Below are 26,482 nucleotides of genomic sequence, written 5' to 3'. Positions count from 1 at the left end.
TGCCTCAGGTCTCCTTGAACGGCGTCTCGGGGTCGACGATAGGCGGTGGGACACGCCTCTGGGCGGGCCGGGATCGTCTTCCGGTCCGCCCAGGGATGTCCACACCTCCCTGACTCGCCGTCAGGATTACTGGCAGACAGGCTAGTTACTCGGTGACGGCGTCCTCGGGGAGGGTCACCAGCCAGTGGGTCTCCCGGCGGGGGCGGAGGTAGCACGCCCAGTACACGGTCGCCACGGCCATGATGCCGCCGGTCCACAGCAGGTACTGGGTCTCCTGCTGGCTGAGGATGTAGATCAGGACCGCGATCAGCAGCAGCGGCACCGCAGGCCACAGCGGCATCCGCCAGGCGGCCGTCTTCTTGTGCGCGCCGCGCCGGGCCGCGAGCGCGGCGATGGCGACGAGCAGGTACATGCCGCTGACCGAGACGCCGGTCACGCCGTAGAGCGTGTCGAGGTTGACGAAGCAGAGGGCGGCGCCGGGGAGGCCGACGACCAGGGTCGCCACCCACGGGGAGCCGAAGCGGCCGAGCCGGGACAGTGCGTCGTTGACCGGCTGGGGCCATGCCTTGTCGCGGGCGGAGGCGAACAGCACCCGGGAGTTCTGGATGACCATGACAATCCCGGCGTTGATGATCGCCAGGGCGACGCAGAGGCTGACGAAGGTGCCGACCGCCGAGTTGCTCCAGGCGATGACCATGGTGCTGATGTCGCCGGAGGTGAGCGCCTTCAGGCTCGGGGCGCCGAGGGTGATGGCGATGACCGGGACGAGGATGACGGCGGTGGAGATCGCCAGGGTGGCCAGCACGGTGCGGGCGACGTTGCGGCGCGGGTCCTCCAGCTCCTCGGAGAGGTAGACGGCGGTGGAGAAGCCCTGGGTGACGAAGAGCGCGATGGCCAGGCCCGAGACGATGAGCAGCGCGGTGACCGGGCCGGGTACGCCGCCGGGACCGGCCACGGTGCCGTGCAGGAGCGCCGAGCCGCCGCGCTCGGTGTGCGCGAAGCCGAGGACCGCCACGACGCCTGCCGCGATGACCTCCAGAACCAGGAAGATGCCGGTGATCCAGGCGTTGGCGCGCAGGTCCAGCAGGCCGGCGAGGGTGGCGAGCAGCATCACGGCCGCACCCGCGACGGGGGCCGGGATGTGCACGACGGGGGCGAGGTAGTCCGCCGTGCCCATGGCGATCACGGGCGGCACGATCATCACGACCAGCAGCGAGAGGACGAACACCAGCCAGCCGGCCAGCCGCCCGGTCAGCGTGGACACCATCGCGTACTCGCCGCCGGCGCTCGGTATGAGCGTGCCCAGCTCCGAGTAGCAGAAGGCCACCGCGATGCAGAGGACGGAACCGATCGCGATGGTCAGCGCGGTGGCGGTGCCCAGGTCGGCGAAGAGGTCCGGCACCACCACGAAGAGCGTGGAGGCGGGCGTGACGCAGGACAGGGTCAGCAGGGTGCCGCCGACGACGCCGATCGAGCGCTTGAGTGTGCGCGCACCGTCCGGAGCGGGGGCGTCGGCAGGGCGGGCGTCGGCGCCGGGCGCGTCGAGGCGGTCGCCCGCGGGTGGCTGGCTGAGGATGTCGGTCATGCAGCGGTTCCGATCGACTGGGTGTGGCATGTGCGGTCGGGAGCGGTATCGCCTCCGTGGACGGCTGAATCAGTGCTTCCGATGTGCTCCCGGCCGACATAGAAGCCCGACGAGATCCGGAGCGTCAAGGGCCTGCGTCATACGGAATCCGTTGCCCGCGGGCGACGTGAGTGCGCTTTCCGCAAAAGTCGACAGTGGCTGAACATAGAGCCGTCGGTGCCGAAACGGCGCGATGGCGTTAGAAAGTGCGGGCAGAACCCAGCGCATACCTTCGATCCGCAGGCGAGAGGCGTGCGGGAGTGAGGGGCGGCTGCACACACGCCGCTCACTACGGGAACCGCAGACCGTCCGCCGCGATCGATTTCCCAGGTCAGGGGTGATGCCGGGGCACGGCCATGACCGCCGTGCCCGGCGGGGTGTCCATCAGGAAGGGGCGCTGCTCAGGAGAGGTCCTTGAGCTTGGCGCGCACCTTGTCCATGACCTTGGCGGGGAGGGTCGCGTAGCCCTGGAAGGAGAGGTCCTGCTGGCCTTCGGCGCCGGCGGTGTAGTTGAGGAAGGCCCGGGTGGCCGGCCAGGTCGCCGCCTTGTTGCCCTTGTCGCAGACGATCTCGTACGTGACCATCGCGATCGGGTAGGCGCCGGCGGCCTTGGTGGTGTGGTCGAGGTCGAGGACCAGGTCGTCGCCGGAGCCGGTGGTCTTCGCGCCGGCGAGCGCCTTCGAGGCGTTGACGACGGTGGCCCCGACCGGCGCGGCGGCGCCGGTGTCGATCGCGGCGGTGGGGAGCGTCCTGCCGAGCGCGTAGGCCAGTTCGACGTACCCGACGGCGCCGCGGGTCTGCTTCACCTCGCCGGCCAGCTCCGAGGAGCCGCCCGCGGCGGTGCCGCCTTCCGCCGGCCACTTCTGACCGTGCGGGTGCCGCCAGTCGTCCGGGGCCGCGGCGTGCAGATACGCGGTGAAGTTGTCGGTGGTTCCGGAGGCGTCGGAGCGGTGCACCGCCTTGACGGGGGTCGCGGGCAGGTCGGCCTTCGGGTTGAGCTTCGCGATCGCCGGGTCGTTCCACTTGGTGATCCGGCCGTCGAAGATCCGGGCGAGCGTGCGGCCGTCGAGTACGAGCTTGTCGACGCCCGGCAGGTTGTAGGCGACCGCGATGGGGCCGCCGAGCATCGGCAGGTGGACGGCGCGGCCGCCCTTCCCGCACGCCTTCTTGGCGCGGGCCGCCTGGGCCGGCCGCAGCGCGGAGTCCGAGCCGGCGAAGGCGGTGCGGCCGCCGAGGAAGTCCGCCTGGCCGGCGCCGGAGCCGGACGCCTCGTAGTCGATCCGCGTGCCGTGGCAGCGCTTCTCGAAGTTCCTGATCCAGAACCGCATCGCGTGGTGCTGCGCGGTCGAGCCGGAGGCCCGTACCGTCGCGGCCTTGCCGCACTGCGCCGCGGAGCCGGGCGAGGCGGTGCGGGAGCCGGAAGCCGACGGGCCCGAGGCGCTGGACGACCCGTCCGACTTCGGCTCGCCGGAGCCGCAGGACGCGAGGACCAGTACGCCCGGGAGGACCGCCAGGGCGGCGGCCAGGGGGCGCAGGCCCCTGCGGCGCTGTGCTGTCACGGTGGACCACTCCTAGAGGGGGTGCGGCGGGATACGAGGCGGTGCGAGCGGGCGAGGTCAGGACGGCGGGACCGGGAGCGGGTGCTCGGCGAGGGCGCGGGCCGCGTGGACGAGGTTGGAGGCCATCGCGCGGCCGGTGGACGCCGACCAGTCGTGGCCGCGGCCGTCGTCGAGGTAGTCGGGGCCCGGCCCCGGGCCCAGGTGCCAGTACGTCCAGCTCTGGCCGGGGATGGTGTAGCCGATGTCGACCAGGGCGCCGTTGATCTCGCTGATGACGTGGTGCGCGCCGTCCTCGTTGCCGGTGACGACGACGCCGGCCACGCGGTTGAACGCGATCGGCCGGCCCTCGTCGTCGGTCTCGCTCAGCATCGCGTCCATCCGCTCCAGTACGCGCTGGGCGACGGAGGAGGGGCGGCCGAGCCAGGTCGGCGAGGCGATGACCAGGATCTCGGAGTTCACGATCTTCTCGCGTACGGAGGGCCAGTCGTCGCCCTCCCCCATGTCGCTCTCCACGCCGGGCCGGAGGTCCAGGTCGACGGCCCGCACCGTCTGCGAGGTGACCCCGTGGCCGTCCAGGGCCTTGACCACGACATCGGCAAGGGCTTCGGTGTTCGACGACTGCGGAGAGGGCTTGAGGGTGCAATTGATCACGAGGGCACGCATGGCACGTCTGTACCCCGGAAGGACGCCGGCCCCCGGGGAAAGGCGGGGGCTTCACCCGCACGGCAGCCCGTACGGCGGTCCGCACGGCAGTCCGGACGGCAGCCCGGACGCCTCGGCCGTCGCGGTGGCGCCCTGCGGCACGCGGTGGCGCCCTGCGGGACGGGGCGCGGATCTTGACATTCGGGACGGCCGGAAGCAGCATTTTCGGAACGAGTGAACGAAAGTTCACCATACGAACCTACGCACCTGCTGCGGACCCCGCCGCTCCGCGCGGCCCCTCCCCCGCTTCCCCCTGCCCGCCCGCGACAAAGGATCATTGACCTCATGGCGACCACCCGTGAACTGTTCATCGGCGGCGAGGACGTACCCGCCGCCTCCGGCCGCACCGCAGCGGACATCAGCCCCTTCACCGGCGAGGTCTACGCGACCGTCGCCGCCGGCGGGCCCGAGGACGTCACGCGGGCCGTGGACGCGGCGGAGGCGGCGTTCCCCGCGTGGGCAGCGCTCGCGCCGTTCGCGCGCCGGGCGATCTTCCTCAAGGCCGCCGACCTGCTCGACGCCAAGGGCGAGCAGGCGGTCGAGCTGATGGCGCAGGAGGTCGGCGGCACGGCGCCGTGGGCACACTTCAACGTCGCGCTCGCGGCCAACGTGCTGCGCGAGGCCGCCGCCGCGATCACCGCACCGCGCGGCGAGGTGCTGAGCACCCAGGAGACCGGCGCGCTGGGCATGGCGATACGCGAACCGCTCGGCGTCGTCGCGGCGTTCGCGCCCTGGAACGCGCCGCTGATCCTCGGCGTGCGCGCCGTCGCGGCGCCGCTCGCCGCGGGCAACACCGTCGTGGTCAAGCCGAGCGAGGACGCGCCGCTGGCCTGCGGGCTGTTCGTCGCCGACGTGCTGCGCGAGGCGGGCCTGCCGGACGGCGTGCTGAACGTGGTCACCAACGCCCCCGAGGACGCGGCCGAGGTCGCCGAGGCGCTGATCGCCGACGCGCGCGTACGGGCCGTCAACTTCACCGGTTCCACCGGCGTCGGCCGGATCATCGGCACCCACGCGGCCCGGCACCTCAAGCCCGCCGTGCTGGAGCTGGGCGGCAAGAACGCGATCCTCGTACTGGACGACGCGGACGTGGACTACGCGGTGGACGCGGTCACCTTCGGCGTGTTCATGAACGCGGGGCAGATCTGCATGTCCGGTGACCGCATCCTCGTGCACGAGAGCCTGGCCGAGGAGTTCACCCGGAAGTTCACCGAGAAGGTCGCGGCGCTGCCCTCGGGCGACCCCCGCGACCCGAACACGGTGGTCGGGCCGCTGGTCAGCGCGGCGGCAGCGGAGCGCGTCGCGGCGCTGGTGAAGGACGCGGTGGACAAGGGCGCCACGGTGCTGACGGGCGGCGGAGCGCCGGACGGCGCGGTGCACCCGGCGACCGTGCTGACCGGCGTGACCAAGGACATGGACCTCTACTACGGCGAGGCGTTCGGGCCGGTCTGCGTGGTCGAGACGTTCGCCGACGACGCGGCGGCCATTGAACTCGCCAACGACACCGAGAACGGCCTGACCTGCGGCATCCTCACCGAGAACGCCACCCATGGGCTGGCCGTCGCACGCCGGATCCGTACCGGCATCGTGCACGTCAACGACCAGTCCGTCGGCGACGAGCCGCAGGCCCCGTTCGGCGGCGTCAAGGACTCCGGGTACGGCAGGTTCGGCGGCCGCTGGGGCATCGAGGCGTTCTCCAGCACCCGCTGGGTCACCGTGGCGACGCAGCAGGCGCAGTACCCCTTCTGATCTGACGAACCGCTCACGGGGCGGCCGGCCTTCGGGTCCGGCCTCCCCGGCACGGTCGTGCTGTTGCGTTCATCCCGTCGCGGTCGTCCCGGCCCGGTCATCCCGTCGCCGCGACGTCGCGGGGCGCCGAGCGGTCGTCGCGCCGCGTCCGCCGTACGAGCGGGACCAGCGCGACGGCAGCGGCGCCGATCAGGCCCGCCAGCGCGAACGCGGTGAAGCCCCGCGCCTGGCTGCCGGTCGCGGCGAGGATGCCGATCAGCCAGGGGCCGAAGGCGGCGCCCATCCGGCCGACGCCGGTGACCATGCCGAGCCCGGCGGCGCGTTCGCTGTCGCGGTAGACCGTGTCGGTGACCGCGTAGACCATCACCTGCGCGCTGAACAGCCAGACGCCGGTGAGCGCGACGACCACGTACGTGACGCCGAGCGGCAGGTGCGACTTCAGGAGCAGCGCGCCGGCCGCGGTGAGGGCGAACCAGAGCGCCGAGATGCGTACGGCACCGAAGCGGTCGGCGGCGCGGCCCGCGACGAACATGCCGACGATGCCGCCGCCGTTGATGACCATCAGGAAGGTGACCGAGGAGCTGAGGCCGTAGCCGGAGGCGCGCATCATCTGCGGCAGCCAGGTGGACACGCCGTACACCAGGACCAGGCCGCAGAAGGACGCCAGCCAGAGCAGCAGGGTGGCCCGGCGGGACCCGGCGGCGAAGAGCGCGCGGACGGCGGCCAGCCGGCCCTTGGCGCCGGCGGCGGGAGCCTGCACGGGGGTGGGGCGGGGCAGGCCGTAGCGGTCGGCGACGGCGTCGGCGCGGGTGCGGTCGCCGCGCGCGAGCAGCACGCCGGGCGATTCGGGGAGGTACTTCAGCAGCAGGGGCACGGCGATGACGGCGGGCAGCACCCCGGCCCAGAAGACGGCGCGCCAGCCAGCGGCGGGCGCGAGGCCGAGGCCGATGCCGGTCGCCGCCATGCCGCCCGCGTGGTACGAGGACATCAGCAGGCCGGTGGTGAGCGCGGCGCGGCCCGGCGGCGCGAACTCCAGCACCATGGCGAGGGCGAGCGGGGTGAGGCCGCCGAGGCCGAGGCCCGCGACGAACCGGCCGGCACCGAAGAGGGCCGGTCCGGCGGCGAGGGCGCAGACCGCCGAGCCGAGGGAGAACAGCACGACGCTGGCGACGAGCGTGGAACGGCGGCCGAGCCAGTCGGTGAGGTTGCCGGCGGCGAGCGCGCCGAAGAGCATGCCGAAGGCGGTCCAGCTGCCGATGGTCCCGGCGGTCGCCGGGGTGAGGCCGAGCCCCGCGTCGTCGAGCATGTGCGGCATGACGGCGCCGTAGATGTTGACGTCCATCCCGTCGAAGAAGACGGCCAGCCAGCACAGGGCGAGGACCGGGAAGACCGTGCGGAAGGTGTGCGGCGGGCGAGCGGTGTGCGGGCTGCCTGGCCCGGGCATGCCGGAGGAAGTCATGGGTGTCCCTGGTGTCCTGGAGTCTGTGCGGCTCTTGCGTCCGCTGCGGCGCGGACGTTCCGTGCGGCTCGTGCGGGCGTGCACACCGGCACGCCGTTCGCCTGGTGAAAGGTCATTCACCAGATGAGTGGCATGAGTGTCGGGCCGCTTCCCCCGGCTGTCAATGGCCGGACGTGAGATACGCGGCCGTCAACGGCCGGACGCGGGATGCGCGGCCGTCACTGCCCGGATGCCGGATGCCCGGCCGTCAACGGGCGGACGCCAGCAGCCCGGTGACCGCGGCGCGCAGCCACTCCACCGCCGGCGCCGGCAGCGTCCTGCGGTACGTGTACAGCGCCACTTCGGCGGTGGGGATGTCGAACGGCAGGGTGAAGGTGCGCACCGGCGCCGCGCGGATGAAGGAGCGGACGGCGCGGCCGGGGACGACCGCCAGATACCCGGTGCGCGCGACCAGTTCGGGCAGCACGGCGAAGTGCGGTACGTGGGCCACGATGTCGCGCGGGTGGCCGAGCCGGGCCAGCACCTCGTCCGCGTCGACGTGGCCTGCCGCCGCCGCGACGGCGATGTGCCGCTCGGCCAGGTACTCCCCCAGCGCCGGCCGGTCGCCGATGCGCGGATGGTCCTCGGCGCACAGGCCGACGTAGCGCTCCTGGAACAGCGCGTCGCGCCGGAGGTCGGGCGCGTCGATGCGCGGCGTGCAGATGACGGCGTCGGCACGGCCCTGGCGCAGCTCCTGGGCGGCAGCGGCGGAGTCCAGCGGCGCGACCTCCATCCGGCAGTGCGGCGCGCGGGTCTCCAGCTCGGCGAGCACGGCCGGGAGCAGGATCAGCTCGCCGAGGTCGGTCGCGCGGAGCCGGAAGGTGCGCTGCGAGGTCAGCGGGTCGAAGGTGCCGGTGCCGGCAACGGTCTCCGTGATCACCTCCAGCGCCTGACGCAGCCGGGGGTACATGCGCGCCGCGGTCTCCGTGGGCCGGAGCCCGTCGGCGGAGCGGACGAAGAGGTCGTCGCCGAAGTGCCGGCGCAGCCGCCGCAGGGCGTGGCTGGCCGAGGGCTGCGTGATGAAGAGCGCCTGCGCGGTCCGGGTGACGCTCCGGGTCTCGTAGAGCAGCACGAACGTCTTGACGAGGTTGAGGTCGAGGTCCGGCACGCGGCCGACCCTAGAACACGCGAACGACCGCGTATAGATCTCTTCTATGCGGCCATCGAGAGCAGTCATTGGCCCTATGGGCGTGCCCTCCCTACCGTGAGGCGGGTCACCGCCGCAGGAACGGAGAACCGATGGCCACCGTGAGCGAAGCGACGTACGCGCTGCTGAGGGCGCACGGCCTGACGACGGTCTTCGGCAATCCGGGCTCGAACGAGCTGCCGTTCCTCGCCGGCATGCCGGCGGACTTCCGCTATGTCCTCGGGCTGCACGAGGGCGCGGTGCTGGCCATGGCCGACGGGTACGCACAGGCCCGTGGCGAGGCCGCGTTCGTGAACCTGCACGCGGCCGCCGGCACCGGCAACGCCATGGGCATGCTCACCAACGCGGTGTACGCGCACAGCCCGCTGGTGATCACCGCGGGCCAGCAGGTCCGCTCGACGGTCGGCCAGGAGGTCATGCTGGCCAGCGTGGACGCGCCCGCCCTGCCGAAGCCGCTGGTCAAGTGGGCCTGCGAGCCGGCCTGCGCGGCGGACGTGCCGCGCGCGCTGAGCCAGGCGATCCATCTGGCGAACCTGCCGGCCAAGGGCCCGGTGTATGTGTCGGTGCCGTACGACGACTGGGCGCAGGAGGCACCCGACGACGCCCGCCTCCTGACGGAACGTCGGACGGCGGCGGCCGGTGCGCTCGGCGAGGCACAGCTCGACGGCCTCGTTGCGGCCCTGGACGGCGCGGCCAACCCCGTGCTGGTGCTCGGCCCCGAGGTGGACGCCGAGGAGGCCAACGCCGACGCCGTACGGCTGGCGGACGCGCTGGGCGCGCCGGTGTGGATCGCGCCCTCCGCTTCCCGCTGTCCCTTCCCCACCCGGCACCCCGCCTTCCGCGGTGTGCTGCCGGCGGCCGTGCGGGGCGTGAGCGAAGCGCTGGCGGGGCACGACGTGATCCTGGTGGCCGGGGCGCCGGTGTTCCGGTACCACCAGTTCGTGCCCGGCGCGTATCTGCCCGAGGGGGCCCGGCTGATCCAGCTGACCAGCGATCCGGGCGAGGCCGCGCGGGCGCCGATGGGCGAGGCGCTGGTCGGCGGGGTGCGGGACGCGCTGGCGCGGCTGGCCGAGCGGGTGACGGGTGGGCGCCGTCCGGCGCTGCCGCCGCTGCCGGACTTCCGGCCCGCGCCCACGGCCGCTTCCGGGGACCGGGTGCACCCCGAGGAGCTGTTCGCGCTGCTGCGCCGTACCGCGCCGCGGGACGCGGTGTACGTGAAGGAGTCCACCTCGACCACCGGCGCCTTCTGGGCCCAGATGGACCTCTCCCTGCCGGGCAGTTACTTCTTCCCGGCCTCCGGCGGGCTGGGCTTCGGCCTGCCGGCCTCCGTCGGCGCGCAGCTGGCGCACGACCGGCGGCAGGTCATCGGCCTGATCGGGGACGGCTCGGCGAACTACGGCATCACCGCGCTGTGGACGGCGGCCCGGTACCGCATCCCGGTGATCATCGTGATCCTGAACAACGGGACGTACGGTGCGCTGCGCTGGTTCTCCACGGTCCTGGGCTCCGGGGAGACGCCGGGCCTGGACGTGCCCGGCATCGACTTCGTCCGGCTCGCAGGTGGTTACGGGGTACGCGCGACCGCGGTGCGCACGGGCGAGGACTTCGTACGGGCCCTCGAGGACGCGCTCGGCAGCGGCGAGCCGGCCGTGATCGAGGTCGCGACGGAGCTGACCGAGCCGTAGCCGTAGTGCGCGGTGCCGTGCCGTGAAGGGGCGGATCGTGCGGTGACGTACGGTGGGCGAGGCGTCCCCCGTGTGCCGTCGCACGCGCGGTGAGTGTGACGCCCGAGTCGACTTGCGGAGCACGTGATGAAGGCAGTCCGTTTCCACCGGTTCGGGGGCCCGGAGGTACTGGAGCTCATGGAGCTGCCCGATCCCCGGCCGGGCCCCGGCCAGGTGCGGATCGCGGTGCGCGCGGCCGGGGTCAACGCGAGCGACTGGAAGAAGCGCCGGGGCCTGATGGACCCGGAACTGCCGCAGCCCCTGGGCTACGAGGCGGCGGGCGTCGTCGACGCGCTCGGCGAGGGCGTGACGGACGTGGCCGTCGGCGACCCGGTCTTCGGCTTCTCGGCGGAAGGTGCGGCCCAGGCCGAACTGGCCGTGCTGGCCCACTACGCGCCGGTCCCGCCGTCGCTCGGCTTCGCGGACGCCGCCGCGCTGCCGGCCGCCGTCGAGACGGCCACGCGCGCGCTCGACCAGCTCGGCGTCGCGGGCGGCAGCACGCTGCTCGTCAACGGTGCCTCGGGAAGCGTCGGCAGCGCCGCGGTCCAGCTCGCCGTGGTGCGCGGCGCACGCGTCATCGGCACCGCGAGCCCGGCGAACCACGCGTACCTGCGTTCACTGGGAGCCGAGCCCGTCGCGTACGGCGCCGGCCTCGTCGAGCGGGTCCGCGCGCTCGCTCCCGACGGCGTCGGCCGTGGCGCTCGACGTCGCCGGGAGCGGAGTCCTGCCCGAGCTGATCGGGCTCGCCGGCGGCGCCGAACACGTCGTCACCGTCGCCGACTTCGAGGGCGCCCGGGAGCACGGGGTGACCTTCAGCCGTGGGGACGCCGGCCGTGCGCTCCACGCGCTCGCCGGGATCGGCGAGCTGGTCGAGGCCGGGCGCTTCGCGCTCCCGGTCGTGCGGACGTTCCCGCTCGCCGAGGTCGCCGAGGCACACCGCGCCGGCGAGGACGGCCGCGTACGCGGGAAGCTCGTCCTGCTGGTCGGCTGACGCGCCCGCGACCGGTGCGTGCGGCGGCCTCGGGCCACCGCCTCGGCCTCAGTCCACCACCGTGAGCCGGGCCGGAGCCGTGGCCCGGGCCGGGTCCGCCGACGGCTCCGTGTCCGATGCCTGTTCGGGTTCCTTCCGTCGGGTCGTCAGGGCCTCCATGCGGGTGATCAGGGGCGGGAGGAGGGACGAGCCCGCCGTCGCCGCGCCGGCCGCCGACAGGGCGATCGTCCAGGCGACCGGGCCGAGCGGGGTGCAGCCGAAGAAGTGGCTGAGCCCGGGGGTCTGGACGACGGCAGCGAGCGCCGCCATCGAACCGGCGGCCGAGGCCACCACCGACCGGTCCCGGCCGCCGATCAGCAGGGTCTGACCGAGCTGGGTGGCCACCAGCGCGGTGAGCGCCACCGTACGGGCGCGGGCCGGGCGGCCGGTGAGGCGTGCCGCGAGCCAGCCGGCGGCGGCACCGGTCGCCGTGGCGAGCGCCCGCTGCGCGGTCTCCTCGGTCAGCGCCGTGCCCAGTGACGCCTCGGGTCCCTCGCGCAGGAGGCGTGCCGCTGCCTCCGGGTGCGGCGCGCGTACCGCGAGGGCGATGGCCGGGAGCAGGTCGGTGAAGAGATTGACCAGCAGCAGTTGACGGGCCGTCAGCGGCGAGGTGCCGGAGACGGTGGCGCCGAGGACGGTGAAGGCGATCTCGCCGAGGTTGCCGCCGACGAGCATCGCGAGGGCCTGGCGTACCGAGGCCCACATGGCGCGGCCCTCGATGAGCACGGCGAGGATGGTCTCCAGCCGGTCGTCGGTGACCACCAGGTCGGCGGCGGCGCGCGCCGCCGGGGTGCCGCGGCCGCCCAGTGCGATGCCCACGTCGGCGATCCGGATGGCGGGCGCGTCGTTGGCGCCGTCGCCGGTCATGGCGACCGTACGGCCCAGGCGCTGGAACGCCTGGACGACGCGTACCTTGTGCTCCGGCGTGCTGCGCGCGACGACGCCGACCTCCGGCAGCGCCCTGTCCAGCGCCGCGTCGTCCATGCTGTCCAGCTCGGCGCCGGTGACCACGCGACGGCCGTTGATGACGCCCAGTTCCTTGGCGATGGACTCGGCGGTCTGCGGGTGGTCACCGGTGATCATGACGATGTGCACGCCTGCTTCGCCGAGTTCCCGCACGGAGCCGGCGGCGGTGCCGCGCACCTGGTCGGAGAAGGCGAGGAAGCCGAGGAAGCCGAGCTTGCCGACGGCCTCGTCGGTGAGCTTGCCGTCCACCGTGGGGTCCTTACGGGTACGGCGTTCGGCGACCGCGAGGACGCGGTGCCCCTCGGCGGCCAGCTTCTCGCCCTCGGCGAGGAGTTCTTCGCGGTCGGCGCGTTCCAGCGTGCGCCCCGCCTGGCTCGTGCACCGCTCGATGACTTCTTCGGGTGCGCCCTTCACCGACAGCACCCACTCCGTGCCGCTGCGGCCGACCGCCGCGTGGAAGCCGCGGCTCGGCTCGAACGGCAGCTGCGCGGTGCGCTTCCAGCCGGCGGCCGAGCGGGTGCGGTGCACCCCGGCCTCCTCGGCGCCGGTGACCACGGCGTTGTCGGTGACGTGCGCGAGCGGCTGCTTGCGGCGCCGCCGGGGCGTGGCGCGCAGCCCGGCCGCCAGTACGTCCTCGTGCTCGGCGCCGAGGCGTTCCAGGGCGAGGCTGCGGCCGGCCGCCGAGACGGCGCTGAGCGCGATCTGTCCGTGGGTGAGGGTGCCGGTCTTGTCGAAGCACAGGACGTCCGTACGGCCCACCGCCTCGATGGTGCGGGGGTCGCGGACGAGGACGCCCTGCGCCGACAGCCGCCGTGCGGCGGCGAGTTGGGCGGCCGAGACGAGGAAGGGCAGCCCTTCGGGGACGCTGGCCACCGCGAGGCCGACGCCCGCGCCGACGGTCTCCCGGGCGGGCCGGCCGCGCAGCAGGCCCACGGCCATCAGGGTGCCGGCCGCGCCGAGTGCCACCGGCATCGTGGTGCGGGTGATCTGCGCGAGGCGGCGCTCCACGCCGACCGGTGCGGCGGCGCCCCGTCCGGCCTGCGCGCCGCGGCCCGCCTCGGTGGCGGCACCGGTGGCGACGACCACGCCGCGCGCCCGTCCGGCGGCCACGGTGGTCCCCTCGTACGCCATGGAGGTGCGGTCGGCCAGGTCGGCGGCGAGGACGGGGGCGACGTCCTTGGCGACCGGCAGCGACTCGCCGGTCAGCGCGGACTCGTCCGCCTCCAGGCCGCGTGCGGTCAGCAGCCGGCAGTCGGCGGGCACCACGTCACCGGCGGCCAGCGCGACCACGTCGCCCGACACCAGTTCCTCGGACGGCAGCCGGCGCTCCTCGCCGTCCCGCAGGACGGTGGTCATGACGGCGGAGCGGCGGTGCAGGTCGGCGACGGCGCGGTCGGCCAGGTGGCGCTGTACGCCGCCGATGCAGCCGGACAGCAGGGTGACGCCGACGATGATGTACGCGTCCAGCAGCGCGCCCACGCCTGCCGAGAGGGCGGCGCCGCCGAGGAGCACGGGGGTGAGCGGGTTGGCGGTCTCGGTGGCGACCGCGCGGAGCAGCGAGGGCTGCTGGACCTGGTCCCCCGCCGTCCTGGTGCGGCTGCGTGCCTGACGGGTGGTCAGCCCGTCCTCGCTGCCGCCGGTCAGGCCCAGTACGGTGTCCGGGGTCATGGCGTGCCAGGGGCGGCGGGCCGGGATCGGGGCGCCGTTGACGTGCAGCACCTGCGCTGCCGCCCACACGCCCTGCGCCATGCCCAGCGCCGCGGCCGCGTTGACGGCGAGCAGGCTGCGCGCGGCCATCCCGCGCTTCCTGCGGCCCGCCAGCGTCGCGACGGCGCCGACCACGGCGGCCGCCTGGGCCAGCCGTACGCCGCGCTGGGACACCGGCCGGGCCGCGCCGCACGCCGCCACGAGCACGCGGACCCGCGCGAGGTCGGCCCCCACGTGGACGTCGGCGCCCCACGGGAGCACCCCGTCCTGACCGGTGACGCCGACGCCCACGTCGGCGACGGTGAGCGCGTCGCGGTCCGCCGAGACCAGCAGCACGCCGGTGCCGTCGCGCTGCAGGTCGCGTACGGAGCCGGCCAGCCGGTCGCCGCCGGGTACGGTGCCGTGCGCGTCGGACAGGGCGACGTGGGCCGCGTACCGGCCCGCCGTCAGGACGGTGAGGTGGCTCCGGCGGGCCGCCGTGACGAGTCCTTCGGCGGCCTCGTGCAGTTCGGGCACCACGGCGGCCAGCGCACGCGGCTTGCCCCGGTGCGCCAGTACCAGGACGTGCTCGGCGCCGTCGCGGCGCAGCCGGTCCGCCGCCTCCGCCACGGCCGCCGCGTTCTTCCCCTCCGCTCCCGCGCGGTCCGCGGGCTCCTCCAGCGGGGCCAGCGACCAGTCGTCGTCCTCGTGCGCGGCCGTGGGCCGCCGCCCGTCGAAGAGCCGGTACGCGGTCGCGGCGAGGTCGCCGGTGGCGTGCTTGCCGTTCAGCGGGGCGAGGTCGGCCAGCAGGTGACCGCCCGTCAGCAGGGCCTCGGTGTCCAGGACGACGGTGTGCACCCGGTCCAGCCGGCGCAGCGCTTCGGGCCCGGTGACGAGGGAGCCCTGCCGGGACAGGCCCCGGCCCAGGGTGCCGGCGAACGCCTCGCGCGCCGCCCAGGGCGGTTTGGGCACGGACGCCACGGCGGCGCCCGCCGCCGGTATCGCCTTGCGGGTCACCGCGAAGGTGCCGGCGAAGACGGTGCCGGCCACCCAGCCGGAGCGGCGCGCGTACCGCTCGACGGGCCCCTCCCGCAGCGGCACCGTGCGCTCCGCTTCGGGTACGGCGGCGGCACGTACGTGCCGCGCGGTCTCGGTGACGCGGGGTTCGGCGGACGCCCACGCCTCGCGGTGCGCGGTCGTCTCGGCCAGCCGCAGGGAGTGGCGCACGGCGTCCACGCCCAGCCCGACGAAGCCTCCGGTGCCGGCGTGGGCGAGCGCGCTCAGCCCGGCCAGCACCACGTCGATGTTGCGCGGCCCCACGACGGCCGTCAGCCTGCGGCGCAGCGCCGGCTGGGTGTCGACGACGGAGACCAGCGCGGACAGGGCGGTCGGCAGCGGCGTGCGCTGGGAGAGCCGGACGGCGGTGGCGACCGGTACGGCGGCCGCCTGGAAGGCGAGCGAGAGGGCGGCGCGCTGGATGCTCGCGGGCGACGCCGGGTGCTCGGGCAGCGGGCCGGTCAGCTGGTGCTCCTCCTCCACCGCCTCGACCGATTCCGCCAACGCCTGCGCTGTGGCGGCCAGTTCGAGGGGGCTGCCCTCTTCCAGTGCGGCCACGGCGTGGCCCAGTACGACGTTGACCGCGGCCCACCGTACGCCGGGCAGGGCGGCGAGCCGCTGTTCCACGGCGGTGGCCGCCGCCGTGGCCAGTGTGCTGTCCGCCTCCCGCAGTCCGCGCACCGCGATGTGTGCGCGGTCGCCGTTGATCCGTGTGCGTGGCCGCGCCGGCGCGCCGAGCGCGCTCACCGCCGACCGCGCCACCGTGTGCACGATGCCGATCCCCGGTACCTTCACCGTCCGCCACCCGCCTCCCCGGCATCCGGCCCCCCGAAGCCGGTGCCCGCCCGCTTCGTTCCGATGCCCCGGCGCGCGCTGGACGCGCCAGAATGGAGTGCGCACAGCACACCGTACTCGGGCCAAACAAGGAGTTGGGATGCCCAGTACAGCCGAAAGCACGCGGAAAACCGCTGCGAAACGGACGCCCGCTCAGGAGTCCGCAGAGGAAACGCACATACACCGCAGCAAGCAGGGCCTGAGCGTGCACACCCTCGACGTCCGCGCACCGCTGCACGTCCCGTACCTCACACCGGGCGACGTGGTGAACAACGCGCGGACGGCCACCGGATGGCTGCCGCCCCTGCCGCCTGCCAGGGAACTCGTGTACTACGGCGGCCTCGGCGCGCTCGCCGTCGCCGGGGCGCTGGAGTGGCCGGTCGCCCTGGCCGTCGGTGGCGCCACCGTCCTGATACAGCGCTCCCGGCGGCAGGAACCGGCCGAACGGGCGCAGCCGGCGGCCGAATCCGGCCCCGAGCAGGCCGCGCAGCAGGCCGCGCAGGGCACGAAGAAGAAGGACTGACGGCGGAAGAGGGGAGGGAGAGAGCCGCCGGGCAGACCGGCACCGGGCCCGGTTCCGTGGGGAACCGGGCCCGGTACCGTCTTCCGGCGGAGGGGCCGCGCGCGAGGTGCGCAGCGCGGTACGGCCTCAGAGCTTACGGGTGTCGCGCGGTTCGGCGTACGGTTCCTCGTCCCGCGGATGGCCGCCTTCCATGGCGCGGCTCCGCTCCATCTCGGCGTTGAGCTCCAAGCCGAGCAGGATGGCGAGGTTGGAGATCCACAGCCAGACGAGGAAGATGATGATCCCCGCGAGGCTGCCGTAGGTCTTGTTGTAGTTGCTGAAGTTGGCGACGTAGAGGGCGAAGAGGGCCGAGGCGACCAGCCAGAGCAGGATGGCCAGCACGCTGCCGGGCGTGACCCAGCGGAACCGGCGCCGGACGTTGGGCGCCGCCCAGTACAGCAGCCCGATGATGAAGCTGATCAGGATCACCATGACCGGCCACTTGGCGATGTTCCACACCGTCACGGCGGTGCTGCCGAGGCCGAGCGCGTCGCCCGCCTTGTGGGCCAGTGAGCCGGTGAAGACCACGGCCACGCTGATGACCGCGAGCAGGACGACGGTCACGACGGTGATCAGGAAGCGGGTCGGCAGGACCTTCCAGGCGGGCCGGCCCTCCTCGATGTCGTACACGGTGTTGGCGGCACGCATGAAGGCCGCGATGTAGCCGGAGGCCGACCACAGGGCGATGACGATGCCGATGACCAGCGCGATGCCGGCCTTGCCGCCGCTGCCCTGCATCTGTTTGAGCATGCTGGTGAGGACGTCGCGGGCGGCGCCCGGGGCGAACTTGCCGACGTTGTCGATCATCGGCTGGATCGTTCCGCTGCCCATCAGGCCGAGGATGGACACCAGGGCCAGCGCGGCGGGGAAGATGGCCAGCACGCCGTAGTAGGTGAGCGCTGCCGCCAGGTCGGTGAGGTTGTCCTTCTTGAACTCCTTCGCGGTGCGTTTCAGCACCGCCTTCCACGACTGCTTGGGCAGGTCGCCGGGGCCTTGCGGGATACCGGCGCTCGCCCCGCCGCCGTGGTGTTGCTCGTCTCGCTGATGCCCTCGCATGGGTACGGGACCTTCCGCATCGGGTGATCGGACATCCAGCCTCACCCGCCCGGCGGACGGCCGCCCGCCGGGCTGGTCCGTATGGAGGGACCGTGGAGTGACCGCGGCCGATGGCCCGCCGCGAGGGCCTGGAGAGGACCCGCGCGGCGTCAGGGCAGGATCGAGTCCACGTAGCCGCCGTCCACCCGGAGCGCACCGCCGGTGGTCGCCGACGCCTGGTCCGAGCTGAGGTAGACGACCATGTGCGCGATCTCCTCGGGCTCGATCAGCCGCTGCAGCAGCGACTGCGGGCGGTGCTCGCGCATGAAGACCCGCTGCGCCTCGTCCCACGGCAGGTCGCGGTCGACCAGTTCGTACACGAAGTCCTCCACGCCGCCGGTGTGCGTCGGCCCGGCGATGACGGAGTTGACCGTGACGCCGGTGCCCGCCGCCTGCTTCGCGAAGCCGCGGCCCACCGCGAGGAGGGCGGTCTTCGACATGCCGTAGTGGATCATCTCGGCGGGGATCACCACGGCCGAGTCGCTGGCGATGTACTGGATGCGGCCCCAGCCGCGCCCGGTCATGCCGGGCAGGTACGTCCGGGTGAGCCGGACCGCGGCCAGCACGTTCACCTCGAAGTAGCGGCGCCACTCCGTGTCGCTGATCTCCAGCGGGTCCCGGGCGCCGAAGATGCCGAGGTTGTTGACGAGGATGTCCACGTCCGGCAGCGTGTCCGCCAGCCGGGCAGCACCCTCCTCGGTGGTCACGTCGGCCGCCGCGGCGACGAACCGCCCGCCGGGCACGTCCTGCCCGAGCCGGGCGACGGCCTCGTCGACCCGGGCGGTGTTCCGCCCGTTGACCGCGACCCGGGCGCCCGAACGGGCGAGCCCCGCGGCGATCGCCGCGCCGATGCCCTGGGTCGATCCGGTGACCAGCGCGGTCCGTCCTGACAGGTCCAGCTGCATGCGTGCGCTCCGTTTCCCGATTCGGCTGCTGCCCGGCAGGCTGCCACGCCGCATCCGCTCCCCCGCCCAACGGCACGAAAGGTGTCCCCCATGTCGTCCCCCGTCTCGTCCCCCCTGTCATCCGTCCCCGCGGCCCGGCACGCCGCCCGGTTCCACGTCGTCACCGGCGGTCCCGGCGCCGGCAAGAACACGCTGATCGACCGGCTGGCGGCGCTGGGGTACGCCCGGTCGGAGGAGGCCGGGCGCGGGGTGATCCGGGACCAGACGGCCGTCGGCGGGCGCGGCCTGCCGTGGACCGACCCGGCGCTGTTCGCCGAGCTGATGCTGGGCTGGGAGCTGCGCTCCTACCGGCTCGCGGCCGGGGCCCCTCCGGGTCCCGTCTTCTTCGACCGCGGCGTCCCCGACCTCATCGGCTACCTGCGGCTAGAGGGTCTGCCCGTACCGGACCATGTACACGCCGCCGCACGGCGGTACCGGTACCACCGCCGGGTCTTCCTCGCCCCGTTCTGGCCGGAGATCTACACCGTCGACGCGGAACGCAGGCAGTCGCCCGAGGAGGCCGAACGGACGCACCGGGCGGTGGCCGAGGCGTACGAGGAGAGCGGCTACGAGCTGGTCGAGCTGGACCGGGCACCGGTCGAGGACCGGGTGCGTGCGGTGCTGCGGTCGGTGGAGGCGGGCCGGGAGGAGGCGTGAGGCGCGGGCTGCTGTACGGGGCCGGGCCCCGGGGGGGCGGCGGGGTGTGAGGGCCGGCTTCTACCGTCCGTGTGCCTCGCTGCGGGGCAGCGGGCCGACGTCCGTGTGCCGGCCCGGCCGGGCCGCGGCGTGCCGCTGTCCGGGGCCGGGGCCGGAGCGGGCCGCCAGCGCGTCGGCGACCGCTCCGGTGGCGAAGGCGTAGACGGTCTTGTGCAGCAGGTCGACGATCAGTTCCTTGCGTGGCCAGGTCTGCGGTGGCGCTCCGACGCCGGTGGCGTTCTCCAGGATCTGGTCGTTGGTCAGCCGCACCACGGCGAACTTCGCCGACGACCACGGCCCTCGCAGCCCGGCGTGTGCCATGACCGACCGCAGCACACCGAGCAGGGCGCCCTGGCCGTAGTGCATGGCCCAGTTCACGGCCACCGGCCGGCGCCCGGGCCGCTCCGGCAGGCCCGTCACCCGCTCCAGGGTGCGTGCCGGTACGTGGGAGTCTGGCCGGCCGGTCAGCCGCTGTTCGGCCTTCTCACCGAGCGTCATCACCACCACCCCGGCCGCGCCGGCGAGGAGGCCCTGCCACAGTGCGCGCTTCATCATGCCGCCACGGGTACCCGCACTCAGTTGCGCACACCACCCGGACGGCACGGCAGGCGTCCGGATGCGGCAGCGGTACTGCCCGAATGCCGCACCGAGGGAGCTTGCCGCGGGGCGACCGGGAAGGCGTAGCGCACTCACAGGCGTCTACCAGGAAGAGCCCAGGATGAGGAGCGAACCGACCCCGCCGCCCCCGCACGGCGACCGTCTTCAGCCGCGCCGGTCCCTCGCCGTGTGCGCCCTGATCGGCGTGGCCGTGATGGCCGCCCTCGATGAGATCGTCTTTCATCAGGTCCTCCACTGGCACCACTTCTACGACCGGTCCACGCCCGGCATCGCCCTGCTGTCCGACGGGCTGTTGCACACCGGTGAGCTGCTGGCCCTGGTCGCCGGGTTCGTCCTCTTCGCCGACCTGCGGCGACGCCGTGCCCTGGTGCCGGGCCATGCCTGGGCCGGCTTCTTCCTGGGGCTGGGCGGCTTCCAGCTCTTCGACGGCGTCATCGACCACAAGCTGCTGCGCCTGCACCAGGTCCGCTACGGCGTCGACGTCGCCCCGTACGACTGGGCGTGGAACCTGGCCGGGTGCGTCCTGCTGCTCCTCGGCATCGCCCTGGCCCTGCGCGCGGCGCGCCGCTCGCCGGACCGCTCGGAGCGCGCGTGATCCCGGCCCACACGCACCCCGCCACCCAACCCGGTACGGGCCTCTTCGGCACGACGGACGTCTTCGGGACGGTCGTCGTCCTGGCCGTCGTGCCGGCCGCGTGCGCGTATCTGGCCGCTGCCGCCCGGCTTCGCCGGCGCGGGGACGCCTGGCCCCGGCTCCGGGACGCCGCCTTCGCCGCCGGCAGCGTCACCCTGGCGTACGCGTCGGCCGCCCCGCTGCCGGGCGGGCCGTTCACCGCCCACATGGCCCAGCACCTCGCCGTCGCCATGGCCGCCCCGCTGCTGCTCGTCCTCGCCCGGCCGCTGACGCTCACGCTGCGCAGTCTGTCTCCCGGGCCGGTGCGGCGCGGGCTGCTGACGGTGGCGCACTCCCGGCCCATCGCCTGGCTGCTCCGTCCGCCCGTGGCCGCCGCGCTCGACCTCGGGGGCCTGTGGCTGCTGTACCGCACTCCCCTCCTGGCGGCCGCTCATCACCATCCGCTGCTCGGCACGGCCGTCCATGCCCACGTCCTGGCCGCCGGGCTGCTGTTCACCTTCGCCGTGTGCCGGCTCGACCCGGTACGCCACCGGTGGAGCGTGGCCGGGCGGGGCGTCACCCTGCTGGCGGCGGGGTGGGCCCACACGGTCCTCGCCAAGACCCTCTACGCCGCTCCCCCGCCGGGCACCGCCTTCACGGCGGCGGACCTGCACACGGGAGCCCGGCTGATGTACTACGGCGGCGACCTGGTCGAAGCCGCGCTCGCCGCCGTCCTCGCCGCCCAGTGGTACGCCCGCACCGGCCGCGGGGTACGGCAGCGGGCCCTTAGCCCGACCGAGTCACTTTCCCCCTCGTAGCCCGGGGTCCTTCGGTGCGCCCCGCCGTCCGCCGACGCGGACTCTGGACGATGGTGCGGTCCAGGCCCTGGCGCAGGCGTACGCCCCGGGTTCCGGGGAGCGAGGAGACCAGCAGATGGCTGACCTGTACATCGACGGTGAGTGGACGGCAGCCGCCGCGGGCGGCCGGCGTGACGTGATCAATCCGTTCGACGCATCCGTGGTGCGGACCGTCGACGACGCGGACGGCACGGACGTCGGCCGGGCGGTGCGGGCCGCCCGGCGCGCGTTCGACGACGGGGAGTGGGCGAACGCCCCGACCCGGCGCCGCGCGGACGTCCTGCACCGCGTGTACGAGCTACTGCTGCGCGACCGTGACGAGGTCGCCCGCATCGAGACCCAGGACACCGGCAAGACCATCGCGGAGTCCCGGCTCGACGTGGAGGACATCGCGAACGCCTTCCGCTACTTCGCCGAGATCGCCGACAAGGACGGCGGGCGGGTCGTGGACGTCGGCCCGGACGTGCTGAGCCGGGTGGTGTACCAGCCGGTCGGGGTGTGCGCGCTGATCGCGCCGTGGAACTACCCGCTGCTCCAGGCGACCTGGAAGGTGGCGCCCGCGCTCGCGGCCGGCAACACCTTCGTGCTGAAGCCGAGCGAGACGACGCCGCTGACGACGATCCATCTCTTCCGGCTGCTGGAGGAGGCGGGCGCACCGCCCGGAGTGGCCAACCTGGTCCTGGGGCCGGGCTCGACGGTCGGCGCGGCCATGACCCAGCACCCGGACGTGGACCTGGTGTCGTTCACCGGCGGGCTGGCGACCGGCCGCACGATCATGGCGGGCGCCGCGGCCGACGTGAAGAACATCGCGCTGGAGCTGGGCGGCAAGAACCCCAACGTCGTCTTCGAGGACGCCGACTTCGAGGCGGCGGTGGACTACGCGCTGGACGCGGCCTTCCTCCACTCGGGCCAGGTGTGTTCGGCCGGGTCGCGCCTCATCGTCCAGGAGGGGCTGCACGACCGCTTCGTGGAGGCGCTGGCCGACCGGGCCCGGCGCATCCGGCTCGGCAACGGCATGCACGAGGACACCGAGAGCGGGCCGCTCAGCTCGGCCGAGCACCGGGAGAAGGTGGAGGGCTACCTGGAGGTCGCGCGTGCCGAGGGCGCGCGTCTGGTGTGCGGCGGACGCCGCCCCGACGACCCGGAACTCTCCCGTGGCTTCTTCGTCCTGCCGACGATCTACGCCGACTGCGACCGGTCGATGCGGATCGTGCAGGAGGAGGTGTTCGGCCCGGTGGTGACGGTCGAGCGGTTCCGGGACGAGGAGGACGCCATCCGGCTCGCCAATGACACCAAGTACGGGCTGGCGGGCGCGGTGTGGACCAGCGACGCGAGCCGGGCGCAGCGGGTGGCGCAGCGGCTGCGGCACGGCACGGTGTGGATCAACGACTTCCACCCGTACGTGCCGCAGGCCGAGTGGGGCGGCTTCGGGCACTCCGGCGTCGGGCGCGAGCTGGGGCCGACGGGCCTGCGCGAGTACCAGGAGGCCAAGCACATCTACCAGAACCTGCGGCCGGCGCCGTCCGGCTGGTTCAAGGGCTGAGGCGGCAGGGTGACCGGAGGGAGCGAGGAGCGCGGCATGGGTGACGGTACGGAGTTCGACTACGTCATCGTGGGCGGCGGGACAGCGGGCTGTGTGCTGGCGGCGCGGCTGACCGAGGACCCGGACTGCCGGGTGTGCGTGGTCGAGGGCGGGCCCAGCGACGTGGGCGACGAGAAGATCCTGCGGCTGCGCAACTGGATCAACCTGCTGGACTCGGAGTACGACTACGGCTACACGACCGTGGAGCAGCCGCGCGGCAACTCGCACATCCTGCACTCGCGGGCGCGCGTGCTGGGCGGCTGTTCCTCGCACAACACGCTGATCAGCTTCATGCCGCTGCCGGAGGACATGGCGGAGTGGGCGGCGCTGGGCTGCACCGGCTGGGACGCCGAGACGGTCCTGCCGTACCGCGCCCGGCTGCAGAACACCATCGTCCCGGTGGCCGAGCAGGACCGTAACCCGATCGCGAAGGACTTCGTGACGGCCGCTTCGGCGGCGCTGGGCGTGCCGGTCGTGGAGGACTTCAACGCCCGGCCGTTCGCCGACGGGGTGGGCTTCTTCTCGCTGGCGTACGAGGCGGAGGGCAACAAGCGGTCCTCGGCGTCGGTGGCGTACCTGCACCCGGTCATGGACCGGCCGAACCTCACGCTGAAGCTGGAGACCTGGGCGCACGAGGTGGTGCCGGCCGGGGACGGCCGGATGACGTGCGTGCGCGTGCGGTCGGCGGACGGCACGGAGACCACGCTGCGGGCGCAGCGGGAACTGCTGCTGTGCGCGGGCGCGATCGACACGCCGCGGCTGCTGATGCTGTCCGGCATCGGCCCCGCTGACCAGCTGCGCGACCTGGGCATCGGGGTGCGGGCCGATCTGCCGGGGGTGGGCGAGAACCTGCTGGACCACCCGGAGTCGGTGATCCTCTGGGAGACGGAGGGGCCGCTGCCGCCGAACTCGGCGATGGACTCCGACGCGGGGCTGTTCCTGCGCCGCGATCCGGCGGGCGGGCCGCGCCCGGACCTGATGTTCCACTTCTACCAGGTGCCGTTCACCGTCAACACGCTGCGGCTGGGCTATCCGGAGCTGGAGCACGGCGTGTGCATGACGCCGAACGTGCCGCGGGCCCGGTCGGTGGGCCGGATGTGGCTGCGCAGCGCCGACCCCATGGAGAAACCGGCGCTGGACTTCCGGTACTTCACCGACCCGGAGGGCCACGACGAGAAGACGATCGTGGACGGGCTGAAGGTGGCACGCGAGGTGGCGGCGACCCCGCCGCTGCGGGACTGGCTGAAGCGGGAGGTCGCGCCGGGTCCCGACGTGACGTCGGACGCGGCGCTGTCGGAGTACGGGCGGCGGGCCGCGCACACCGTCTACCACCCGGCGGGCACCTGCAAGATGGGCGGTGACGGTGACCCCATGGCGGTGCTCGATCCACAGCTGCGGGTGCGCGGGACGGACGGTCTGCGGGTGGTGGACGCGTCGATCTTCCCGACGATGCCGACGATCAATCCGATGGTGACCGTGCTGCTGGCGGCCGAGCGGGCCGCCGACCTGATCCGGGTGGCGGACGGGGGCGGCCGGTGATGGCCTCGGCGAGTACGCCGGCGGGCGGCGGGCACGGGGCGGGACCGGCCGACGGGGAGCCGGCGGAGCCCACCGACGGCTCCGTGCCCGGCTCGGAGTTCCGCAAGGACATGGGGCCGTGGGCGAACTTCGCGCTCGGCTTCACCTACCTCTCCCCCGTCGTCAGCACCTACACCCTCTTCGCCACCGCGCTCGGCGAGGGCGGCCCGCCGATGGTGTGGGCGTTCGTGCTGGCCGGCTGCGGGCAGTTCCTGGTCGCGCTGGTCTTCGGCGAGGTCGTGGCGCAGTTCCCCATCGCGGGCGGGGTCTATCCGTGGGCGCGGCACCTGTGGGGCAAGCGCTGGGCGTGGATGACCGGCTGGGTCTACATGTGGGCCCTGCTGGTCACCATCACGTCGGTGGCGTACGGCGCGGGCCCGTACATCGCCATCCTGATCGGCTTCAAACCCACCGTCCACACCACCGTCCTGTGCACGGTGGTCCTCATCGTCATCGCCGTCCTCATCAACTACGCGGGGACGAAGGCGCTGTCGGCGGCGGCCGTGATCGGGTTCGGCGCCGAGCTGATCGGCGCGCTGATCGTCGGCATCTACCTGCTGGCCACGCACCGCGAGCACAACCTCGGCGTCATCTTCGACACGTACGGCACCCAGGGCGACGGCAGTTACCTGCCGGTCTTCCTGGCGGCCGCGATCATCGGCTTCTACCAGTACTACGGCTTCGAGGCGTGCGGCGACACCGCCGAGGAGGTCGCGCACCCGGGCCGGGTGATCCCCAAGGCGATGCGCCGCACGATCTACGTGGGCGGCGCTGCGGCCACCTTCACCTGCCTGTCCCTGCTGCTGTCGGTCGCCGACTACCGCGCGGTGATCTCCGGCAAGGACACCGATCCGGTGGTGCACCTGCTGTACGACGCGCTGGGCGAGGTCGGCGCGCGCCTGGTGATGGCCGTGGTCCTCATCTCCTTCCTCTCCTGCACGATCAGCCTCCAGGCGGCCGCCGGCCGGCTGATCTACTCCTACGCGCGCGACCAGATGATCGTCGGCCACCGGCTGCTGCGGAAGTTCGCGCACGCCAGGGCGGTGCCGGGCTGGGCGCTCTTCGTGTCGGCCGTGGTCCCGGCGATCATCGCCTTCGGCTCCCTGGTGTCGGAGGACGCGCTCACCAAGATCGTGTCGTTCGCGATCCTGGGCATCTACGGCGCGTTCCAGATGGTCGTACTGGCCGCGCTGCGCGCCCGCCTGAAGGGCTGGAAGCCCACCGGCGAGTACCGGCTCGGCCGCTGGGGCCTGCTGGTGAACGCGGGCGCGCTGGCCTACGGCATCTTCGCCATCGTCAACATCTGCTGGCCCCGCACCCCTGAGGCCCCCTGGTACGACAACTACATCGTGCTCCTCTGCGGCGCCGTCGTGGTCCTGGCCGGCGTCCTGTACATGTTCACCACCCACCACTACGGCCGCGGCGACGCCCCTTGCGGCGACGCGATCCCGGAGACGCCCCGGGACGGGGCGGGCACGGCGTCCGCGCCGTAGTCGGGAGCCGAGCGGTACCCGGTTCGGGCGCGGTGGGCTCAGTTGACCGGGTCGTCCGGGGACACCGGGTGTGCTTCCAGTTCCGGTGTGGTCAGGAGGTCGGCGATCAGTGTTCGGGAGCCGCCGATGTAGGTGCTGACCAGGTCCACGTCGCCGCCCAGGCACCAGGCGCGGTCCTCGGGCCACCACAGGTCGGGGAGTTCGTCGAACGGGTCGTGGGCCGCCGGTGAGACGGCGTCGGCCAGGGTGCCGGAGAGCAGCACTTCCTGCCGGCCCGGGGTTCGGAAGGTGCGGATCCGGCCGAAGTCGCGCCGTCCGTATCCCTCCCAGAGGCCGAACCAGCAGCGTTCCGGTGTCCGGGTGTGCCGGGCGAGGACCGGGATCAGGGCGTGGGCGACGTCCGGCGGGGTCGGGCCTTCCGCCGGGTGCTCGTCCCAGACGCCGGGCAGGCCGTACTCGGAGTCGTTGTGGTAGAAGGGCTCGGCGCCGATCAGCTCGTGCCACTTCGTGCCCGGTGTCATCGCGCGCCCGTGGGCGGCGGCCACCGCCGCCCACCGCACCGGCCGTTCGTCCAGCGAAGCCGGGTGCAGCACCCTGGCGTACGCGGCGAATCCGGGTGCGGCGACGCCCGCCACCGTGCCGAAGCCGCCCTGGCCCGGGGCGCGTTCGGTGAGCCAGCGGGCCGGGCTCACATCGGCGGCCGCCACGCGCAGCCGTCCGTACCGTTCGGGAGCGGGTGCCCGGAGCTGCGGGCTGACGTCATTCACCTCGCCAAGTCTGCCGGAAGAACCGGCCGGCGCGGCCGTCCGGTGGCGGGCCGCAGCTGCCGCACTCCTCGCGGGCCGCAGCGGTCGTACTCCTCGCGGGCCGCG

Annotated in this window: 19 protein-coding genes and 1 pseudogene; 10 read left to right on the top strand and 10 right to left on the bottom strand. The window is 73.7% G+C overall.

The annotated features are described in order from the left end of the window. Window positions 1–145: 145 nt before the first annotated feature. The 3 genes from C3486_RS05960 to C3486_RS05950 all read right to left on the bottom strand — a co-directional run bounded on the left by C3486_RS05960 (window position 146) and on the right by C3486_RS05950 (window position 3,846). Window positions 146–1,585 carry an APC family permease gene (locus C3486_RS05960; protein ID WP_103831513.1) on the bottom strand — a complete coding sequence of 480 codons (1,440 nt, stop codon included), beginning with the start codon at window positions 1,583–1,585 and terminating at the stop codon, window positions 146–148. A gap of 440 nt (window positions 1,586–2,025) precedes the next feature. Further along, on the bottom strand, window positions 2,026–3,183 hold the full coding sequence (gene pstS, locus C3486_RS05955) for a phosphate ABC transporter substrate-binding protein PstS (protein ID WP_103831512.1): 1,158 nt from the start codon (window positions 3,181–3,183) through the stop codon (window positions 2,026–2,028). Between the two features lie 57 nt (window positions 3,184–3,240). After that, a complete protein-coding gene (locus C3486_RS05950; protein WP_181138458.1) occupies window positions 3,241–3,846 on the bottom strand; it encodes a flavodoxin family protein in 606 nt (201 codons plus the stop codon). A gap of 324 nt (window positions 3,847–4,170) precedes the next feature. Here C3486_RS05950 and C3486_RS05945 point away from each other — a divergent pair, with 324 nt between their 5' ends. Beyond that, on the top strand, window positions 4,171–5,631 hold the full coding sequence (locus tag C3486_RS05945) for an aldehyde dehydrogenase family protein (RefSeq protein WP_103831511.1): 1,461 nt from the start codon (window positions 4,171–4,173) through the stop codon (window positions 5,629–5,631). 97 nt (window positions 5,632–5,728) lie between these two features. On the opposite strand, the gene C3486_RS05940 is transcribed toward C3486_RS05945, so the two are convergent. Continuing rightward, window positions 5,729–7,090 carry an MFS transporter gene (locus C3486_RS05940; protein ID WP_103831510.1) on the bottom strand — a complete coding sequence of 454 codons (1,362 nt, stop codon included), beginning with the start codon at window positions 7,088–7,090 and terminating at the stop codon, window positions 5,729–5,731. Window positions 7,091–7,337: 247 nt separating this feature from the next. Beyond that, complete coding sequence (locus C3486_RS05935) at window positions 7,338–8,237, bottom strand: LysR family transcriptional regulator (protein ID WP_103831509.1); 900 nt, start codon at window positions 8,235–8,237, stop codon at window positions 7,338–7,340. A gap of 131 nt (window positions 8,238–8,368) precedes the next feature. Here C3486_RS05935 and mdlC point away from each other — a divergent pair, with 131 nt between their 5' ends. Together mdlC and C3486_RS05925 are read left to right on the top strand one after the other, a co-directional pair. Further along, window positions 8,369–9,961, top strand: a complete 1,593-nt coding sequence (gene mdlC / locus C3486_RS05930; RefSeq protein ID WP_103831508.1) for a benzoylformate decarboxylase — start codon at window positions 8,369–8,371, stop codon at window positions 9,959–9,961. 126 nt (window positions 9,962–10,087) lie between these two features. Then, window positions 10,088–10,991: pseudogene (locus tag C3486_RS05925) on the top strand (NADP-dependent oxidoreductase). 48 nt (window positions 10,992–11,039) lie between these two features. On the opposite strand, the gene C3486_RS05920 reads toward C3486_RS05925, so the two are convergent. Further along, window positions 11,040–15,533: an HAD-IC family P-type ATPase gene (locus tag C3486_RS05920; protein ID WP_219822198.1), complete on the bottom strand. Its 4,494-nt coding sequence runs from the start codon at window positions 15,531–15,533 to the stop codon at window positions 11,040–11,042. Between the two features lie 244 nt (window positions 15,534–15,777). On the opposite strand from C3486_RS05920, the gene C3486_RS05915 reads away from it, so the two are divergent. Then, the gene (locus C3486_RS05915) at window positions 15,778–16,095 is read left to right on the top strand and encodes a hypothetical protein (protein ID WP_103831506.1); all 318 of its coding nucleotides are present in this window, start codon (window positions 15,778–15,780) and stop codon (window positions 16,093–16,095) included. Window positions 16,096–16,221: 126 nt separating this feature from the next. Here the strand turns inward: C3486_RS05915 and C3486_RS05910 are convergent, their stop codons facing one another. Next, window positions 16,222–17,190, bottom strand: coding sequence for a YihY/virulence factor BrkB family protein (locus C3486_RS05910; protein ID WP_103831505.1), 969 nt, complete (start codon window positions 17,188–17,190; stop codon window positions 16,222–16,224). A gap of 149 nt (window positions 17,191–17,339) precedes the next feature. Further along, window positions 17,340–18,134, bottom strand: a complete 795-nt coding sequence (locus C3486_RS05905) for an SDR family NAD(P)-dependent oxidoreductase (protein WP_103831504.1) — start codon at window positions 18,132–18,134, stop codon at window positions 17,340–17,342. A 90-nt stretch (window positions 18,135–18,224) separates the two neighbouring features. Between C3486_RS05905 and C3486_RS05900 the strand changes: the two genes are divergently transcribed. Beyond that, window positions 18,225–18,830 carry an AAA family ATPase gene (locus C3486_RS05900; protein WP_103831503.1) on the top strand — a complete coding sequence of 202 codons (606 nt, stop codon included), beginning with the start codon at window positions 18,225–18,227 and terminating at the stop codon, window positions 18,828–18,830. A gap of 60 nt (window positions 18,831–18,890) precedes the next feature. On the opposite strand, the gene C3486_RS05895 is transcribed toward C3486_RS05900, so the two are convergent. Beyond that, complete coding sequence (locus tag C3486_RS05895) at window positions 18,891–19,424, bottom strand: hypothetical protein (protein WP_103831502.1); 534 nt, start codon at window positions 19,422–19,424, stop codon at window positions 18,891–18,893. Between the two features lie 163 nt (window positions 19,425–19,587). Between C3486_RS05895 and C3486_RS05890 the strand changes: the two genes are divergently transcribed. From C3486_RS05890 to C3486_RS05870, 5 genes are all read left to right on the top strand, one after another. Next, a complete protein-coding gene (locus C3486_RS05890; RefSeq protein ID WP_103831501.1) occupies window positions 19,588–20,082 on the top strand; it encodes a DUF2243 domain-containing protein in 495 nt (164 codons plus the stop codon). After that, complete coding sequence (locus tag C3486_RS05885) at window positions 20,079–20,918, top strand: cytochrome c oxidase assembly protein (protein WP_258052623.1); 840 nt, start codon at window positions 20,079–20,081, stop codon at window positions 20,916–20,918. Before C3486_RS05890 ends, C3486_RS05885 begins: the two co-directional genes overlap by 4 nt. Before the next feature lie 115 nt (window positions 20,919–21,033). Continuing rightward, complete coding sequence (locus C3486_RS05880; RefSeq protein ID WP_103831500.1) at window positions 21,034–22,500, top strand: aldehyde dehydrogenase family protein; 1,467 nt, start codon at window positions 21,034–21,036, stop codon at window positions 22,498–22,500. Window positions 22,501–22,536: 36 nt separating this feature from the next. Continuing rightward, window positions 22,537–24,078, top strand: a complete 1,542-nt coding sequence (locus C3486_RS05875; protein ID WP_103831499.1) for a GMC family oxidoreductase — start codon at window positions 22,537–22,539, stop codon at window positions 24,076–24,078. Continuing rightward, complete coding sequence (locus C3486_RS05870; protein ID WP_103831498.1) at window positions 24,078–25,610, top strand: APC family permease; 1,533 nt, start codon at window positions 24,078–24,080, stop codon at window positions 25,608–25,610. The genes C3486_RS05875 and C3486_RS05870 overlap by 1 nt, the downstream gene beginning before the upstream one ends. 38 nt (window positions 25,611–25,648) lie before the next feature. Here C3486_RS05870 and C3486_RS05865 read toward each other — a convergent pair whose 3' ends face one another. Continuing rightward, window positions 25,649–26,377 (bottom strand): hypothetical protein, encoded by a 729-nt coding sequence (locus C3486_RS05865; protein WP_103831497.1) that lies wholly within the window; start codon window positions 26,375–26,377, stop codon window positions 25,649–25,651. Window positions 26,378–26,482 lie beyond the last annotated feature (105 nt).

This window comes from Streptomyces sp. Ru73 (assembly GCF_002920575.1).
Lineage (GTDB): Bacteria > Actinomycetota > Actinomycetes > Streptomycetales > Streptomycetaceae > Streptomyces.
The sequence above is the reverse complement of the archived record's forward strand: the minus strand, read 5'-3'. Positions and strand labels throughout refer to the sequence as shown.

Coding starts and splice junctions, on each gene's coding strand:
- C3486_RS05960 (WP_103831513.1), bottom strand. CDS start 1,585: ATGACCGACATCCTCAGCCAGCCACCCGCGGGCGACCGCCTCGACGCG.
- C3486_RS05950 (WP_181138458.1), bottom strand. CDS start 3,846: ATGCGTGCCCTCGTGATCAATTGCACCCTCAAGCCCTCTCCGCAGTCG.
- C3486_RS05945 (WP_103831511.1), top strand. CDS start 4,171: ATGGCGACCACCCGTGAACTGTTCATCGGCGGCGAGGACGTACCCGCC.
- C3486_RS05940 (WP_103831510.1), bottom strand. CDS start 7,090: ATGACTTCCTCCGGCATGCCCGGGCCAGGCAGCCCGCACACCGCTCGC.
- mdlC (WP_103831508.1), top strand. CDS start 8,369: ATGGCCACCGTGAGCGAAGCGACGTACGCGCTGCTGAGGGCGCACGGC.
- C3486_RS05910 (WP_103831505.1), bottom strand. CDS start 17,190: ATGCGAGGGCATCAGCGAGACGAGCAACACCACGGCGGCGGGGCGAGC.
- C3486_RS05905 (WP_103831504.1), bottom strand. CDS start 18,134: ATGCAGCTGGACCTGTCAGGACGGACCGCGCTGGTCACCGGATCGACC.
- C3486_RS05900 (WP_103831503.1), top strand. CDS start 18,225: ATGTCGTCCCCCGTCTCGTCCCCCCTGTCATCCGTCCCCGCGGCCCGG.
- C3486_RS05895 (WP_103831502.1), bottom strand. CDS start 19,424: ATGATGAAGCGCGCACTGTGGCAGGGCCTCCTCGCCGGCGCGGCCGGG.
- C3486_RS05890 (WP_103831501.1), top strand. CDS start 19,588: ATGAGGAGCGAACCGACCCCGCCGCCCCCGCACGGCGACCGTCTTCAG.
- C3486_RS05880 (WP_103831500.1), top strand. CDS start 21,034: ATGGCTGACCTGTACATCGACGGTGAGTGGACGGCAGCCGCCGCGGGC.
- C3486_RS05875 (WP_103831499.1), top strand. CDS start 22,537: ATGGGTGACGGTACGGAGTTCGACTACGTCATCGTGGGCGGCGGGACA.
- C3486_RS05870 (WP_103831498.1), top strand. CDS start 24,078: ATGGCCTCGGCGAGTACGCCGGCGGGCGGCGGGCACGGGGCGGGACCG.